This window comes from Streptomyces sp. NPDC031365, from assembly GCF_055569765.1.
Window position 1 is genome coordinate 187826 of the sequence record NZ_JBVIIM010000010.1, and the last position, 14891, is coordinate 202716.

The 14891-nt window shown below is 72.4% G+C and carries 14 protein-coding genes; 4 read left to right on the top strand and 10 right to left on the bottom strand.

Annotated features, from left to right (window positions below; genetic code table 11):
• The first annotated feature begins 8 nt into the window (after positions 1 to 8).
• Positions 9 to 350, top strand: coding sequence for a VOC family protein (locus ACZ5C2_RS17605; RefSeq protein ID WP_468791351.1), 342 nt, complete (start codon positions 9 to 11; stop codon positions 348 to 350).
• A 241-nt stretch (positions 351 to 591) separates the two neighbouring features.
• On the opposite strand, the gene ACZ5C2_RS17610 is transcribed toward ACZ5C2_RS17605, so the two are convergent.
• Both ACZ5C2_RS17610 and ACZ5C2_RS17615 read right to left on the bottom strand, forming a co-directional pair.
• Positions 592 to 1137, bottom strand: a complete 546-nt coding sequence (locus ACZ5C2_RS17610; protein ID WP_468791354.1) for a sigma-70 family RNA polymerase sigma factor — start codon at positions 1135 to 1137, stop codon at positions 592 to 594.
• Positions 1138 to 1692: 555 nt separating this feature from the next.
• The gene (locus tag ACZ5C2_RS17615; RefSeq protein ID WP_468791357.1) at positions 1693 to 4725 is read right to left on the bottom strand and encodes an AfsR/SARP family transcriptional regulator; all 3033 of its coding nucleotides are present in this window, start codon (positions 4723 to 4725) and stop codon (positions 1693 to 1695) included.
• Positions 4726 to 5139: 414 nt separating this feature from the next.
• Here ACZ5C2_RS17615 and ACZ5C2_RS17620 point away from each other — a divergent pair, with 414 nt between their 5' ends.
• Positions 5140 to 5610, top strand: a complete 471-nt coding sequence (locus ACZ5C2_RS17620; protein WP_468791549.1) for a cation:proton antiporter regulatory subunit — start codon at positions 5140 to 5142, stop codon at positions 5608 to 5610.
• Positions 5611 to 5639: 29 nt separating this feature from the next.
• Here ACZ5C2_RS17620 and ACZ5C2_RS17625 read toward each other — a convergent pair whose 3' ends face one another.
• The 4 genes from ACZ5C2_RS17625 to ACZ5C2_RS17640 all read right to left on the bottom strand — a co-directional run bounded on the left by ACZ5C2_RS17625 (position 5640) and on the right by ACZ5C2_RS17640 (position 9743).
• Entirely contained in the window at positions 5640 to 6854 is a 1215-nt protein-coding gene (locus tag ACZ5C2_RS17625) for a cation:proton antiporter (protein WP_468791360.1), read from the bottom strand.
• 465 nt (positions 6855 to 7319) lie between these two features.
• Positions 7320 to 8831 (bottom strand): potassium/proton antiporter, encoded by a 1512-nt coding sequence (locus tag ACZ5C2_RS17630; RefSeq protein WP_468791363.1) that lies wholly within the window; start codon positions 8829 to 8831, stop codon positions 7320 to 7322.
• A gap of 33 nt (positions 8832 to 8864) precedes the next feature.
• Complete coding sequence (locus tag ACZ5C2_RS17635) at positions 8865 to 9158, bottom strand: DUF3040 domain-containing protein (RefSeq protein WP_468791366.1); 294 nt, start codon at positions 9156 to 9158, stop codon at positions 8865 to 8867.
• Positions 9159 to 9263: 105 nt separating this feature from the next.
• Positions 9264 to 9743, bottom strand: coding sequence for an SLC13 family permease (locus ACZ5C2_RS17640; RefSeq protein WP_468791369.1), 480 nt, complete (start codon positions 9741 to 9743; stop codon positions 9264 to 9266).
• 90 nt (positions 9744 to 9833) lie between these two features.
• Here ACZ5C2_RS17640 and ACZ5C2_RS17645 point away from each other — a divergent pair, with 90 nt between their 5' ends.
• Positions 9834 to 10265 carry a hypothetical protein gene (locus ACZ5C2_RS17645; protein ID WP_468791372.1) on the top strand — a complete coding sequence of 144 codons (432 nt, stop codon included), beginning with the start codon at positions 9834 to 9836 and terminating at the stop codon, positions 10263 to 10265.
• Between the two features lie 169 nt (positions 10266 to 10434).
• Here ACZ5C2_RS17645 and ACZ5C2_RS17650 read toward each other — a convergent pair whose 3' ends face one another.
• On the bottom strand, positions 10435 to 10845 hold the full coding sequence (locus ACZ5C2_RS17650; RefSeq protein WP_468791375.1) for a VOC family protein: 411 nt from the start codon (positions 10843 to 10845) through the stop codon (positions 10435 to 10437).
• Positions 10846 to 10879: 34 nt separating this feature from the next.
• Complete coding sequence (locus tag ACZ5C2_RS17655) at positions 10880 to 12538, bottom strand: PH domain-containing protein (RefSeq protein ID WP_468791378.1); 1659 nt, start codon at positions 12536 to 12538, stop codon at positions 10880 to 10882.
• Positions 12539 to 12674: 136 nt separating this feature from the next.
• On the opposite strand from ACZ5C2_RS17655, the gene ACZ5C2_RS17660 reads away from it, so the two are divergent.
• A complete protein-coding gene (locus ACZ5C2_RS17660; protein WP_468791381.1) occupies positions 12675 to 12971 on the top strand; it encodes a zinc-ribbon domain-containing protein in 297 nt (98 codons plus the stop codon).
• Positions 12972 to 13026: 55 nt separating this feature from the next.
• Here ACZ5C2_RS17660 and ACZ5C2_RS17665 read toward each other — a convergent pair whose 3' ends face one another.
• Positions 13027 to 13734: a TIGR03943 family putative permease subunit gene (locus tag ACZ5C2_RS17665; protein ID WP_468791553.1), complete on the bottom strand. Its 708-nt coding sequence runs from the start codon at positions 13732 to 13734 to the stop codon at positions 13027 to 13029.
• 8 nt (positions 13735 to 13742) lie between these two features.
• Complete coding sequence (locus ACZ5C2_RS17670; RefSeq protein ID WP_468791556.1) at positions 13743 to 14669, bottom strand: permease; 927 nt, start codon at positions 14667 to 14669, stop codon at positions 13743 to 13745.
• Positions 14670 to 14891 lie beyond the last annotated feature (222 nt).

A 14891-nucleotide genomic window follows, 5' to 3' on the forward strand; every position in this document is an offset into this window, starting at 1 on the left:
CTACGACGATGGCGAACATCGGAGCGATCGTGATGAACGTGGCGGACATCCGCCGTGCGTCGAAGTTCTGGAGCCGGGCTCTCGATTATGTCCCTCGCGAAGGTGACGAGGCGGTGCTGGCACCCTCGAGCGGCGAAGGTCCACTTCTGTGGTTGGACGAGGAGGACCGGACGCACATCGAGCTGTGGACGGCCCATGCGGAGGAGCAGCGGGCCGAAGTCGAACGACTCATCTCGCTCGGCGCCAAGCGGGTCGACTGGACCTACCCGGATGATGCCAACTTCGTCGTGCTCGCCGATACCGAGGGCAACCTGTTCTGCGTGATCAACGCTGACGACAGCACGGCGTAGACCTCGCCCAGGACGGCATCGATGCGATCGCACGGCTGGAACTCGTGCGCCCACTGAGCGAGTTGGGCGCCCAACTGGGGGAGATCCGTCGACTGGCCGACGGGGGGACCATCCTGCACGCGCGAGGAGGGCGGACGGCACCCTCGGCGACACGGTCGGCCACATCATGCGGGAGACCGGGCTCGCCGCCCGGAGGGGGCCGCAGTGCCCATGACGCGGGTGCCCGTGCCGGTTCCCCGGCTCAGTGCATGCCGCGTTCTTCCAGGGCTGTCCTCAGGCTGCGCAGCGCGTAGTAGACGCGGGACTTCACCGTGCCCTGGGGGACGCCCAGGGCCGCGGCCGCCTGCTGGGTCGTGTGGTCGGCGATGTAGGTGGCCTGGAGGGCTTCACGATGTGCCGGGGTCAGGGCCAGAAGGGCGTCCCGGAGCACGATGGACGACAGCATGCGCTCGATGTCGTCCGCCTCGGCGCCCAGTTCGGCGAGCCAGGCCGCGCCGCCGATCTCCGCCGGCCGGGCGGCGCGGGAACGGTGCGCGTCGATGACGATGTTGCGGGCGACACGGAACATCCAGGGGCGTACGGCCATGCCCTCGTCGTCGACCAGGTTCTGCTTGGCCCAGCAGCGCAGCAGTGTCTCCTGGAGGACGTCCTCCGTGCGGTGTGTGTCTCCGCCCAGCATGCGCAGTACGTACGCGTAGAGCGCTGGGCCGTGTTCCACGTAGAGGTCGCGCATGGCCCGTTCCTCGGGCGAGGTGGCGCTCGCCGATCCGATGACCGTCACGTTCATGGTGTGCTCCTGCTCCTTGGGGTGACCGCATCCGGTCCTGTCGGACCGGATGCGGAGCCTCCGGGCGAAGAGTGTTCCTGGGAACGTTCCACATTCATTTGACGGGCGTTGTACAGCGCGTACATCGGGAGCGGGGCTCGGGCCGGTCGTGCCTTCTTCTGACGTCGTACCGTCGTGGTCGAGCCGCATGTTGGTGCTGTCCGGCGGGCTCGACAGTAGGCAACGGGCCGCGATACGAAGTGGTTCAAACCAGTGGGGCTACTTCTGTTCGCGGCCCGTACGGTCGTCGACATCCCTCTGTCGGGGCGGCGGGCCCCAGCGCCCCGGTCGGTGGCGACGGTGGCAGGAGCAGCGGCAGTGGCAGCGGCAGCGGCAGCGGCAGCGGAAGTTGAACCGTCCTCACCTGTCGCCCGTTGTACGGGTGCCTGGCCGCTGCCGCCCCCCGTGCGGCGGCCGGGCCCCGGTCGGAGAAAGCACAGGGAAGCGGAGGGAAGCGGAGGGAAGCAGACGGAGCAGAGAATGGACAAGGCAGGCTGAAGCAGGTCGACGGAAGAGTCAGTCGAGCCGGGCGAGTCGCTCACGGATCTTCTCGGCGTCCGCGTGGTCGCAGCCCGAGAAGATCGCCAGTGCCTCCGTCCAGCTGCTGCGTGCCGCCTCGGGTTCCCCGGCACCCATCTGGGCGTCGCCGAGGTTGCCGAGGGTGTGGCCCTCCCCTCCACGGTTCCGGGTGTCCCGGTGGGCCTTGAGCGCCTGGCGGTAGTAACCGACCGCCTCGTCGTAGCGGTGGAGGCGGCTGTGGGCCGTGCCGATGATGTCGAGAGCGACGCCTTCGACCCAGCGGTTGTCGTGGACGCGCAGGAGGGTCAGTGCCTGCTCCAGACAGCCGACGGCGTCGTCGAACCGGCCGAGCCGCTGGTACGCGTCGCCCAGATTGGTCAGCGTGATGCCCTCGCTCCACGCATTGCCGGTGGCCCGTGCGATGACCAGTCCCCGGCGCGTGTACTCGACGGCCTTGCGCAGGTGACCGGTGAGCAGGTACGCGTCGCCCAGATTGGCCACCGCCGACGCCCTGCCTCCGGTGTCCCCGAGTTCCCTGAAGAGGGCCATGGCCCGGTGCAGGGGGGCGATGGCCTCGTCCAGCCTGCCGGAGTCGCGCAGCGCCGCGGACGTGTCGGCGAGTCCCTGGGCCTCGCCCGCCCGGTCACCGGCGGCACGCGCGGCGGCCAGTCCCCTGGTGGTGGTGTCGAGCCAGTCGTGCTTATGGCTGCGGAGGTAGAAGAACCCCCACAGGACGGCGGGCAGTCGCCAGGCGATGCCCGGCTGCCCGGACGCCGCGGCCTGGTGGACCGCGCCCACCAGGTTGGCCCGTTCCGTCTCGCACCACTCCAGGGCCTCGTCACGCGTCGAGAACTCCAGCGGCCGGCACCCGGCAGGCAGCGGTTCGAGCGGGATGCGGCGGCGGTTGGGGGTGATGTGCGGGTACGCGGCGTCGGCGGTGTGCAGGTACCAGGCCAGCAGCCGTTCGACGGCCGCGTCCCGCTCCCGCGCCGTCTCCTCGGCCCGGGCCCGTTCCGCGGCGTAGACGCGCAGCAGGTCGTGCAGGGCGTAACGGCCGGGGAAGTGCTCCGTGAGCAGATGGGCCCGGGTGAGCTCGACGAGCACACCGCGGGCCTCCCGGGGCGGGATCCCGGTCAGCGCGGCCACGGCGTGCGCGGAGATGTCCGGCCCGGAGTTCAGGCCCAGCAGACGGAACACACGCGCGGCCGGGGCGGACAGCGCCTTGTACGACCAGGAGAAGACGGCACGTACATCGGTGGTGATGTCGTCGCCCCCGACGAAGGCGTCGAGGCTGCCGTGGCTGTCCCGTACCTCCTCGGCGACGGCACTGAGCGGGAAGCCGGGGCGGGCGCCGGCGTGGGCGGCGACGATGGCCAGCGCCAGGGGCAGCCGGCCGCACCGCGCGATGATCTCGCCGGCCGCCCGTGGTTCGGCCGCCAGCCGGTCGGTGCCGAGCCGGGCGGCCAGGAGCTCGAACGCCTCGGTGGGCGTCATCTGGTCCAGGGTCAGCGGATGCGCCCCCTCCCCGGCGACCAGGCCCGCCAGCCGGTTGCGGCTGGTGACGATGACCAGGGAGCCGCGGGAACCGGGCAGCAGCGGACGGACCTGCTCGGTGTCGCGCGCGTTGTCGAGCAGGACCAGCATCCGTCGCCGCGCGAGCATGCTGCGGTACAGCGCCACCTGGGCGTCGACACCGGCGGGAATCCGCATCGGTGGAACTCCGAGCGCGTGGAGGAAGATACGGACGGCTTCGTCGGGTCTCATGACCGAGCCGGTCGGGGCGAAGCCGCGCAGGTTGATGTGGAGCTGCCCGTCGGGGAAGCGGTCGGCGACCTCGTGGGCCCAGTGCACGGCCAGGGCGGACTTGCCGATGCCGCCCATGCCGCCGATCGCACTGATCACCAGCGTCGCCGGAGGACTGCCGTCCTGGGGCAGCAGGGCGCGCAGCCGGTCGAGTTCGGCCTGCCGGCCGACGAAGGCCGGCAGGTCGGCGGGCAGCTGCGCCGGCCGGGCGGCCGGGCGGCCGGCGACTTCGGGACAGCCCTGCCCGGCCGGGGCGCCCGGCGGCGAAGACGAGGGCCGGGCGGCGGCTTCATACGGAGCGGCAGCCTCATACGGAGCGGCGGCCTCATACGGGACGGCGGCCCGATACGGATCCGCGAGCCCGTGCGGGGCGGCGGCCTCGAACGGATCCGCGAGCCCGTACGGGGCGGCGGCCTCATACGGATCCGCGGCCGGTGGCGATCCGGGGAGCAGGGACCGGTCGGCCGCCAGGATGCGGTCGTGCAGATCCTGGAGCGAGGTGCCCGGTTCGACTCCCAGCTCCCTCGCCAGCGCACCGCGTGTCCGTTGATAGGCCGCCAGCGCCTCGGCCCGTCTCCCGGACCGGTACAGCGCCAGCATGAGCAGCCGACACAGTTGCTCGCGCAGCGGGTGCCTGCGCGTCAACGCGAGCAGTTCGGCAACCACGATGCCGTGACGTCCCCGTGTGACATCGATGTCGAGCCGGGTCTCCAACGCCACGAGCCGTTCCTCGTCCAGCCACGAGCACTCCGACTCCGCCAGCGGGCCGGGCAGTCCGGCCAGGGCCGCTCCCTGCCACGCGCCGAGCGCGGTGTGCAGCAGTTCGGCGGCGGCGGACAGCTCGCCTTCGGCGTACCGCTTCTTCGCCTCCGCGACCCCCTGCTCGAACACGGCGAGGTCCAGGGCCTCCTCCCGGATCCGGATCAGGTAGCCGTCGCCGACCGAGACGAGCAACCGGGGCGGCTCGCCCGGGTCCCGCCCCGCTTCCAGCACCTTGCGCAGGCGCGACACATAGGTCCGCACCACCGACACGGCGGCCGTCGGCGGCTCCTCACCCCAGACGGCATGGACGAGTTCCCCGAGAGCGAGAGGGCGCCCCCGGTTCAGCAACAGGGCCGCGAGTACCACACGTTGCTGCGGCGATCCCAGTTCCAGTTCCTGTTCACCGCGCCACGCCCGGACCGGTCCCAGCACGGAGAATCGAACCGAAGTTTCATCAGCAGGCACATTCGGACTCTATTGACCGGCCACTGCGCCGTAGCCGCTTTGCCGGAACGCACCGTTCCGTCCCGAACGTCGCCTTCATGGCTTCTGAGGCGTTTGCCGCAGGTCCCCTTGTCCCTCGTCCGTTGTTCCGGCAAGGGAGTTGAACCGCTTCCGTGTCCGCCCGTTGCGGTACGCGAATCCTCGGGACGCCTCGACGCCGCGATCCCCGACCCGCTGGACGGGTACGCACGCGACCGGGGCACATCCGTCCGCGGTCGGGGCCGTGGCAGCGGCGCCCCCGCGCTGAGGGGCAGGGGAGAGGGTGACGCGGGCCGGATTACGAAGAGCTGCCGGAGTGCCGTATGGTGCCGTCGGTCATGGCCCGCAGGAACACTCACATTTTGCAGGGGGACGGTCATGGGCGGCGCCGCACGCATGGGGCACACGCCGTTGCCGGGAATCGGTGTGCGGTACGACCTGGCCACGCGGGAGGGGCGGCGGCTGTCGGTGATCGCGCATCTCGACGGGTCCCGGACGCTGAGCACCTACCGCACGGACGATCCGGACGCCGCCGCGCTGTCCCTGCGGATGACCGCCGACGAGGCGGGGGCTTTCATCGACGCGGTGATGCCCGCCCACCACAGCCCGAACCTGCTGGCGACCGCCGAGCTGGGGCTGGTCGCCGAGCGGCTCGAGCTGCCCGCGGCGTCGCACTGGAACGGACGGCTGCTGGGCGACACCCGGATGCGTACGGAGACCGGCGTGTCCGTCGTCGCCGTACTGCGCCTGACGGAAGCGATCCCTTCCCCCGGGCCGGACTTCCGGCTGGCCGGCGGTGACACCCTGATCGTGATCGGCACTCATGAGGGTGTCGGGGTCGCCGCGGAGATCCTCGGCCGGAGCTGATCCCCTGCCCCGGCCGGAGTGCGCGGCGGTCAGGCGTCGGCATGGGCCGGTGCGGACCGGTCCGTGTCCAGGGGAGCCGGGGGCGGGGCGGCGGGCCGGCGGGTGAGACGGCTGGCCAGGGGCTCGGTCCAGCGGGCGGTGAGCGGGCCGATGACGACCAGGATCAGGACGTACGCCGTGGCCAGGGGGCCGATGCGGGGCTCGGCTCCGACGGCGAGACCGGCGATGACGATGGAGAACTCACCCCGCGCGACGAGGGTGCCGCCCGCGCGCCAGCGGCCCGCGCTCCGGATCCCCGCGCGGCGCGCCGCGTACCAGCCGGTGGCGATCTTCGTGAGCGAGGTGACGACGGCGAGGAGCAGGGCCGGCAGCAGGACGGGCGGGATGTCGGCGGGATCGGTGGACAGGCCGAAGAAGACGAAGAAGACGGCGGCGAACAGGTCCCGCAGTGGGGTGAGGAGACTGCTCGCGCCCTCGGCGACCTCGCCGGACAGGGCGATGCCGACGAGGAAGGCGCCGACGGCGGCCGAGACCTGGAGCTCCTGGGCGAGCCCGGCGACCAGGAGGGTCAGGCCGAGGACGACCAGCAGCAGCATCTCCGGGTTGTCGGAGGAGACCGCGCGGCTGATGAGCCGTCCGTGGCGCAGTGCGACGTAGAGGACGGCGCCGACCGTGCCCAGCGAGATCAGCAGGGTGACGGAGCCGCCGGCCAGGCCTGCGCCGGCCAGCAGGGCGGTGAGGATCGGCAGGTAGACGGCCATGGCGAGGTCCTCGATGACGAGGACGCCGAGCACCACGGGGGTTTCGCGGTTGCCGACCCGGCGCAGATCGCCGAGGACCTTGGCGATGACGCCGGAGGAGGAGATCCAGGTGACACCGGCCAGCGCGACGGCGGCCACCGGCCCCCAGCCCAGGATCAGGGCCGCCACGGCGCCGGGCACCGCGTTGAGGACGAAGTCCACCGCGCCCGAGGGGTATTGGGTCTTGAGGTTGGTGACCAGTTCGGAGGCGCTGTACTCCAGCCCGAGCAGCAGCAGGAGCAGGATGACGCCGATCTCGGCGCCGGTGGCGGTGAAGTCCTCGCTGGCCTGCAGGGGCAGGATGCCGCCGTGTCCGAAGGCGAGTCCGACCAGAAGGTAGAGGGGGATGGGTGAGAAGCCCACCCGTCCGGCGAGGCGGCCCAGCAGGCCCAGGGCGAGAATGATCGCGCCGAGTTCGATGAGCATGGCGGTGGTGTTGTGCACGGGCGTCGGTCCTCCGGGTCGGTGACGGCGGCGTCAGTGCCTTCAGGCGGCAGGGCGCGGCGGCGGGCGAGCGGGCGGATCGCGGCAGGCCTCTCGGCGGTGAGAAGGCGTTACCGGTGGGATGAGCTGGGGTGCCGTCGGCGTCCGGGCGGGAGAGGCCCGACATCCGGTGGGACGGGCCCGTACCGACTGCGCGGCGGTCCCGCGTCCGGGCGGGGAGCGCCTGCGTCGCGGGAGGGACCGGGGATCAGACGCCGAGTAGGGCGGGACCCGGTTCGGGGACGCTGTCGCGAGCGGTGTTGTCGATGCGCACGGGCCGGTTCATGTCACGTCGATGCATGTCACGCTCCCCCGTCGCATCCGGAATTCGCTTCCCACAAACTGAGCACTCGCCCGCTCAATGGAGCGGCAAGGCTCGGTAAAGTTTACCGCACGACAAAATACCTATACATCGCGTATGCAGGGTTATCCGTCGGAAACGCTCGGAGACCCCTGTTCACCGTGCCAGCGGGCCAGTTTGCCCTGACGGCCGATGGCACGCAGTCGGCGCTCCGTCGCATCGCGGGTCAGCGGCGTCGTGATGAGCAGGAGTTCGTCGCCGGCGCGCAGCACGGTGTCCCGGTCCGGGACGAGGGTGGTGCCGCCGCGAATGATCAGGGTGACGACGGTCGGGGACGGCAGACGCAGCTCGAAGACGGCGACGCCGTGCAGCCGGGAGCCCTCCGGAATACCGACGGTGAGCAGGTCGGCGTCCAGGACGTCGAGGGGAGCGGTCTCCACCTGGATCTCGCGCAGCGCGCCCGTACGGACCAGCCCCAGGCGCCGGGCGACGGCGGGCAGGGTGGGGCCCTGGAGGAGGGTGAACAGGACCACGAGGACGAACACGATGTTGAGGACGTCGCGGGCGCCGGCGATCCCCGCGACGATGGGGAACGTGGTGAGCACGATCGGCACCGCGCCGCGCAGGCCCGCCCAGGAGATGAACGCCTGCTCGCGCCAGGGGACGGGGAAGGGCAGCAGACAGAGCATGACCGAGATCGGCCGGGCGACCAGCAGCAGCACCGATCCGACGACGAGGGCCGGGACGATCGCGGAGGGCAGTTCGCTCGGATCGACCAGCAGGCCGAGCATGACGAACAGGCCGATCTGGGCCAGCCAGCCGACGCCTTCGGCGAAGGATCGGGTGGCGGCGCGGTGCGGCAGCTGGGTGTTGCCCAGCACCAGGCCGGACAGGTAGGCGGCGATGATGCCGCTGGCGTTGACCGCTCCGGCGGCCGCGAAGGCGATGATGCCGAAGCCGACCGTGGCCAGCGGGTACAGCCCCGTCGCGGGCAGGGCGATGTGCCGCAGCGCGGTGGCGCCCAGACGGCCGGTCAGCAGGCCGAGTGTGGCGCCGACCGCGAGCTGGTAGAGCAGGTTGAGCACCAGCGGCCCGGGACCGGGCAGGTCGGCCGTGGCGGTGGCGAAGACCATGACCAGGATGATGGTCGGGGCGTCGTTGAAGCCGGACTCGGCTTCCACCAGCCCGGTCAGTTTCTGTGGCAGCGGCAGGGCGCGCAGGACGGCGAACACCGCGGCGGCGTCGGTGGAGGAGACGATCGCCGCGAGCAGCAGTGCCAGCTGCCAGTCCATGCCCAGCAGCCAGTGCGCGCCGGCGGCGGTCACCACGACCGAGAGGGCCACACCCACGGTGGCGAGGACACCGGCGGGCGCCAGCTGGCGCCGGACGTCCTCCCACCGGGTGCTCAGACCTCCCTCGACGAGGATCAGCCCCAGTGCCGCGGTCCCCAGTGCCTGCGCCAGCTGGGCGTCGTCGAACTCCAGACCGAGACCGTCCTCACCGGCGACCACACCGACCGCCAGGAACAGCAGCAGGCTCGGCAGACCGACGCGGTGGGCGGTGCGGGCGGCGGCGATGCTGGCCAGCAGGACGGCGCCACCGATCAGCAGCGTCACATACAGCTCGGACAGCGTCATCGACCGGTCCCCGTGCCGTCCGCGGCCCCGCGTTCAGACGTCGCGCCGCGGCAGGGTGCGGCGGCTCCGCACACTGCGGTGCGGGTCGAACATCTCCCCGGCGACTCCGGCCAGGACCAGCCCGGCGGCGATGAGCAGCCCGTGGGCCAGGGCGATGCCGGTACCCAGCACGGCCAGCGCGACGGCGAGCAGCAGCCAGGCCCGGCTGTAGCGGTACTCGCGCGGCCGGCAGGGGCGGCCGTGTCCGAGGCCGCGGGCGAAGCGGGGATCCTCGTGGTGCAGACGGGCCTCGATCTCGTGGAGCCGTTTGTCATCCGGTCCGTCCATCGCCCTCTCCTCGGCCGCCCGCTCGCGGCAGGGGGCGGGGGGAAGGTGTCGTCGCGGTCGCCGGTGTGGTCCATCTGCTCTCCTTGCGCGTCCCGTGCCTCACGATCACACCAGGACGCAGTAGCGCAGCCACACATACGCGGCCGCGACGGTGACGGTGACCGCGGTGACGGTCAGTCCGTAGCGGCTGAACTGCCCGAACGAGGTGGGGTGGCGCTCGCGCCCGGTGATGCCGATGACCACGACATCGGCCGAGGACGCGATGATCGTGGCGCTGCCGCCGAGGTCCGCGCCGAACGCGAAGGCCCGCCACCGCGTCCCCGCCTCGTCGGCGCCGCCCGAGGAGGCCACGACCTCGCTGACGACCGGGCTCGCCGACGCGACGAAGGGGATACCGGCGGTGATCGCGGAGGGCACGGCGGAGCCGAGCACCAGCGCCCGCGCCGTTCCCGGCGGAATGCCGCCGGTGGTCTCCGCCGCCATGTCCCCCAGGTCACCGGTCACCCCGGTCCGCACCGTCGCGCCTGCCAGGACGAACAGTCCGGTGAAGAACGCCGGCGTTTCCCACTCCACGTCCTCGGCCACGCACCGGGGCTGAGCCGGGAGGCGGCCCGCAGCGGCCCGCAGCTGACGGCCGCCACCGAGGGCTCCGGATGCGGCACGGAGTGCGGCACGGTGCGCGGCACGATGCACGTCATCGCGGCGGCGATCACCACACCGCTGACGAGGGACGGCCGGACGCCCTTGACGGCTTCCCCGGGGTCCGGCTCCCTGACGGACACGGCGCGCTCGGGACCGTGGCGGAACGCCTTGCGGGACATCACCCGGATCACCGGGACGACCAGCACGCTGCAGGCGGCGAAGACCGCCACCGCCGGCGCGTGCCGTGATACTCACCGCGCACCGCTCGGCGCCGTTCCCACCCTTCCGGTGGCCTCGGGCCGTCGTTCCCACGCGGCTGCCGAACGACACAGCAACAGCGCCAGCGGGGCCGGGACGGACACCTCGTCGTTGCGGCCGGTTCGCTGCGTCGCTGCCTGCATCAGGGCGCGGGCTCCTCTCGTGATCCGGCAGCCCGCGCGGTCCGTTCTCGAGCGCTACCTCTGAGGCAGGACGGGGCGGGGCGGGCCGGGAAGTGTGCTCACCACACCCTCACCCGCCACAAGCCGTACGCACCATCGGGGACGACACCCAAATGGGGAGGGGGCGGACCCGTACGGGATGCGCGCATCGTGGGTGTTGTCCCTGACGTCCGCCCTACGGGGTGTGCGCCAGGCTAGTCAGCCGCCCGGCTCCCGTCCGCGCCGGCCGGAGTGGCCCACTCGACGAGCTGGACGACGATGCCGTTGGGGTCGGTGACCTGGAAGAGCCGCTCGCCCCACGGCTCCTGCCGCAGCGGCATGGTGATGGCAGCCCCCTGCTCCCGCAGGCGCCGCTCCTCGTCCTCGATGCCGGTGACGGTGAAGGCCAGGATGACCCCGGCCGCGTGCCGGTCGCGCTGGTCGGCAGGGAGCACCTCGGTACCGCGGCGCAGCAGGACGATGTCGACGGCGGCGCCACCGCGGGTCAGGGAGGCGAATCCGTCGGCGGCGGCGATCTCCTTGTATCCGAGGTGAGTGGTGAAGAACGCTTGCGAGGCGGGCACGTCGTCGACGGTGAGCGACACGGTGGAGACGGTGATCTGCACGGGCTTCTCTTCTCTCTCGGGACGGTCGGTTCTCTCAGGGGCGGGAGGGCGAGGTCGCATCGTGACGGCCGGCAGGGGAGGCGGGGGTTGCCGGTGCGGACAGTTCGCGCAGGATCCGGGTCAGGTGGGCCGGCGCGGCGGCGAGACGGACCGGAGTGCCCGCGTCGTCCAGTTCGGCCACGTGCCAGCCGCTCGGGATCGTGTCGGCGTCGTTGCCGCGGGCGCGGCGTACCCGCTCGAGGGTGAGTCGGGAGACCGGGACCGGGCGGGCCGCGAACCGGCCGGGACCGGAGTGCGGGACCACCGCGGGCGGGCCGTCGCCGCCCACGACGATGTGGGTGCCGAAGCGGTGCGGGTTGTAGTCGGTGACCTCCAGGAAGCGGGCCGGCAGGAACACCTCACCGTCCCCCTGCCCCGCGGGCCGTTTCCCGATCTCCCCGGCCGACCCGGTCGTCTCCCCGCTCACCCCGCTCACCCCGTTCTCCCCGCTCACCCCGTTCTCCCCGTTCTCCCCGGGCGATCGGACCAGGGTGGTGGCCCGCCATGCCCCTACCAGCAGCGCGAGCGTGGTCAGGGTGCCCAGCACCGTCCACGCCGTCGTCGTGGGTGAGGTGAACGGTGCCGTGGGGTGCAGGTAGCACAGGGGCAGGAGCCACAGTGCCGTGACGAGGAGTGCCCCGGCGAAGGGCAGGGCCGTCGGCAGCACCTCGTCGTCGGGGCGGTGCCGGCCGCGCACCTGGAGCAGTATCCGGGCGGCCGGGTAACCGGCGCCGAGGACCAGTCCGGCCGCGAGCATCACGAAGTCTCCGGCGCCGGCGGTGTGGTCGCGCCACACATGGCGATCCCCCGCGACCTCCTTGACCTGACCGCGCCAGAAGGTCAGCCGGATGCGGTCACCGGCGCGGAACTCCCTGGCCGCCTCCTCGGTCACCGTCAGCCGCTCCAGCGGGCGGTCGCCCGCGAAGTACAGCCGGCTGGGCTTCTTGGAGCGGTTCGGATCCGTACGTTCGATCACGGCCGGGACGTGGCTGAGACAGTCACCGCGCTCCGCCGCAGGCGTTCCGGGCGTGCAGGGAGCCGCCGACGCCCACGCCCGCTCCAACTCACCGGCGTCCGGTGCGGCCGCCAGGGCCAGGGCCGCGCCCGCCAGCAGCAGCACGCAGGCGGCGAGGGAGCCGAGCCGGCCGCGCCCCGTGGTGCGGCCCGAGATGACGGCGAGGCGGGCCGGCTCCGAGGTCCGGGCGGGACCGTGCCGGCGGTGCAGTGCGCGCAGCCCGCCCAGCGCCGCGTCGAACTCCCCGGTCCGAGGGGTCCAGGCGTGCGGCAGGGGCAGCTCCCAGCGGCGACCGTCCCGGAGCAGCACGCTGACGTGGTGGCTCTCCTCGCCGCGGGCCAGGTACGCGTACTTCACGCGTAAGCGCAGATCCGCGACCTCGGCCCAGGACACGCTGCGGCGGCGCAGCAGGGTGCGGGAGCTCAGCCCGTACGCGTCGCCGCGCACCCGGGCCGTGGCCCTGTACAGGGCGGCGAGGCCCGCCAGGGCGGACAACAGGCCCGGGAGCAGCCAGACATCCACACCTGTGGACGCCCGGAGCACCACCGCCGACACCGCCCCGGTCGCGCCGGTCCCGGACAAGAACCACAGGACGCGCGTCCACCGGGGGCGGCAGCTCACTTCCCGGACATCGCTCACACGAGAAGACTGTCAGCCGCTGTGCCACGCTCGCTTGTGCAGGGTGCGGCAGTGTTGCGGACGGTCACGTTGCCGACCGCCCTCACCGTCTGATGGGGTGGTTCGAGGGGCCGAGGCCAGGGGAAGGATCGACGACATGATCATTTTTGGTACCAAGGGGTATCTGCACCAGCTCGCGATACTGACGCTGGTGTGCGCGCAGTGCGGCAATCCCGCCGCGCACACGCTCAGGAAGCGGGTCACGAAGTTCACGCTCTTCTTCGTGCCGCTCTTCCCGGTCTCGACGAAGTACGCGACACAGTGCACCTTCTGCGGCGCCGAGCACAAGGTGACCGGGGAGCAGGCCGAGCAGCTCCAGGCGCAGGCCCTCGGCGGTGGCCGGGACGGGCAGGGACACGGCCGGCCGCACCAGCAGCAGCCCTACCAGTCCTAGCCGCGGTTCCGGCGCGTTCCGCCGTGTTCCGGCGCGTTCCGGCCCCGGTGCGGTCCTAGCCGTTCCACGCGTCGTCGTACGGGTCCGGCGGGGCCGGGACCGGTTCGGCGCGGGTGACCTCGATGTACGGCACCGGGCCACCGTTCACCGGGTCCTCCGTACGGCGGGGGGTGTAGGTGCCGGTGATCCTCAGCCAGGTGTCCGGCCGCAGGACCGGGGGGATCTCGCCGGTCAGGGCGATCTTGACCGGCTGGGCGTCCGCGGCGCAGCAGTTGAGGCCCATGCGGACCAGATACGGGGCGTCCGTGCCATTCGTGGCCACGAAACCGGTGATGCTGATGGGGCGGTCGGCGAGGTGTCGGCCGTCGTCGTAGACCGCGCGGGCCGCGTACTCCCCGACACCGAGGCGCAGCGGTCCCCGGGCGGGGAGGTCCGGGAAACCCAGGGGCTTTTCCAGCGCCGTACCGGTGTGGGTGGCGCTGTAGGAGCCGAGGGCCGGCGGGGCGACCAGGATCAGGGCGAAGAGGGGGAGGGTGAGGAGCCAGGCGATCCGGGGCTCCCGGTGCGACTCCCCCGGACCCGGCGGGCGCCGCCACTCGTACCAGACCGTCGCCGCCGCCGTCGCGATCAGTACCGCGCCCGACACCAGGAGCAGCGGACGCAGGCCCGCCTTGACGTAGCGCAGGTGGAGGTCGGTCAGGCCGGCGTGCAGCACGGTCGCGCCGAGCAGGAACAGCAGCGCCGCCTGGGCCTGGCCACTCAGCCGTGTCCTCACAGCAGCACCGCTCCCGTCAGGGCCGATCCCACGACGGCCAGGGCGAAGGTCGCGGGGGCGAAGCGCAGGGCGAAACCCCGGCCGAACGTGCCCGCCTGCATGGCGAACAGCTTCAGGTCGATCATCGGTCCCACGACCAGGAACGTGAGCCGCGCCGTCAGTGAGAACTGGGTCAGCGACGCCGCCACGAACGCGTCCGCCTCCGAGCAGATCGACAGCAGCACGGCCAGGGCCGCCAGCGCCAGGACCGACAGCACCGGATGGCCGGCCGCCGCGCTCAGCCACTGCGCCGGAACCACCGCCTTCAGCGTCGCCGCCGCCATCGCGCCGACCACCAGGAAACCGCCCGCGTGCATCACGTCGTGCCGTACCGACCCCCAGAACGCCGCCCCCTTGCTCTGGCCGTCGTACGACGAACGAGCGGGTGGGCGCAGCCAGTCCGTACGGCCGAGGCGCTGCCACAGCCAGCCCATCGCACACGCCACCAGCAGGCTCGCGACGAAACGGGCGAGGACCATCTCGGGGTTGTCCGGGAAGGCGACCGCCGTCGCCGTCAGCACGATCGGGTTGATCGCGGGGGCGGACAGCAGGAACGCCAGGGCCGCCGCCGGGGCCACTCCCCTGCGCACCAGCGCGCCCGCCACCGGGACGGACGCGCACTCGCAGCCCGGGAGCACCGCCCCGGCAGCACCGGCGACCGGCACGGCCAGCGCCGGCCGCTCGGGCAGGGCGCGGGCGAAGAACGACGGCGGCACGAACACCACGATCGCCGCCGACAGCAGGACGCCCAGCACCAGGAACGGGAGCGCCTGTACGACCACGGCCACGAACACCGTCATCCAGCTCTGCATCACCGGGGCGGCCAGCGCGCCGCGGACCGGGCCCTGGAACATCACGGCCGTGAGCAGGAACAGGGTGAGCAGGAGGGAGGAGTTGAGGTGGCGGGACTCCTCGGGCGGTGGCTCTTCGGCGGTCGCCCCGGGGGGCGGTGGGCCGGGCTCGGGTCCGCCGGTTCCGCGCGCGGGTGACGTGGTGGTGGCCACGGGCCGGATGCACCTCCCAGGACGCGCGCGAAAGAGCGGGGCCACTCGGGTCCCTGCCCCTTGGTACGGGAGACGGGGGGCGGGCGTTCAGGTGCCGCCTGG

Coding starts and splice junctions, on each gene's coding strand:
- ACZ5C2_RS17605 (WP_468791351.1), top strand. CDS start 9: ATGGCGAACATCGGAGCGATCGTGATGAACGTGGCGGACATCCGCCGT.
- ACZ5C2_RS17610 (WP_468791354.1), bottom strand. CDS start 1,137: ATGAACGTGACGGTCATCGGATCGGCGAGCGCCACCTCGCCCGAGGAA.
- ACZ5C2_RS17620 (WP_468791549.1), top strand. CDS start 5,140: ATGGGGCACACGCCGTTGCCGGGAATCGGTGTGCGGTACGACCTGGCC.
- ACZ5C2_RS17630 (WP_468791363.1), bottom strand. CDS start 8,831: ATGACGCTGTCCGAGCTGTATGTGACGCTGCTGATCGGTGGCGCCGTC.
- ACZ5C2_RS17635 (WP_468791366.1), bottom strand. CDS start 9,158: ATGGACGGACCGGATGACAAACGGCTCCACGAGATCGAGGCCCGTCTG.
- ACZ5C2_RS17660 (WP_468791381.1), top strand. CDS start 12,675: ATGATCATTTTTGGTACCAAGGGGTATCTGCACCAGCTCGCGATACTG.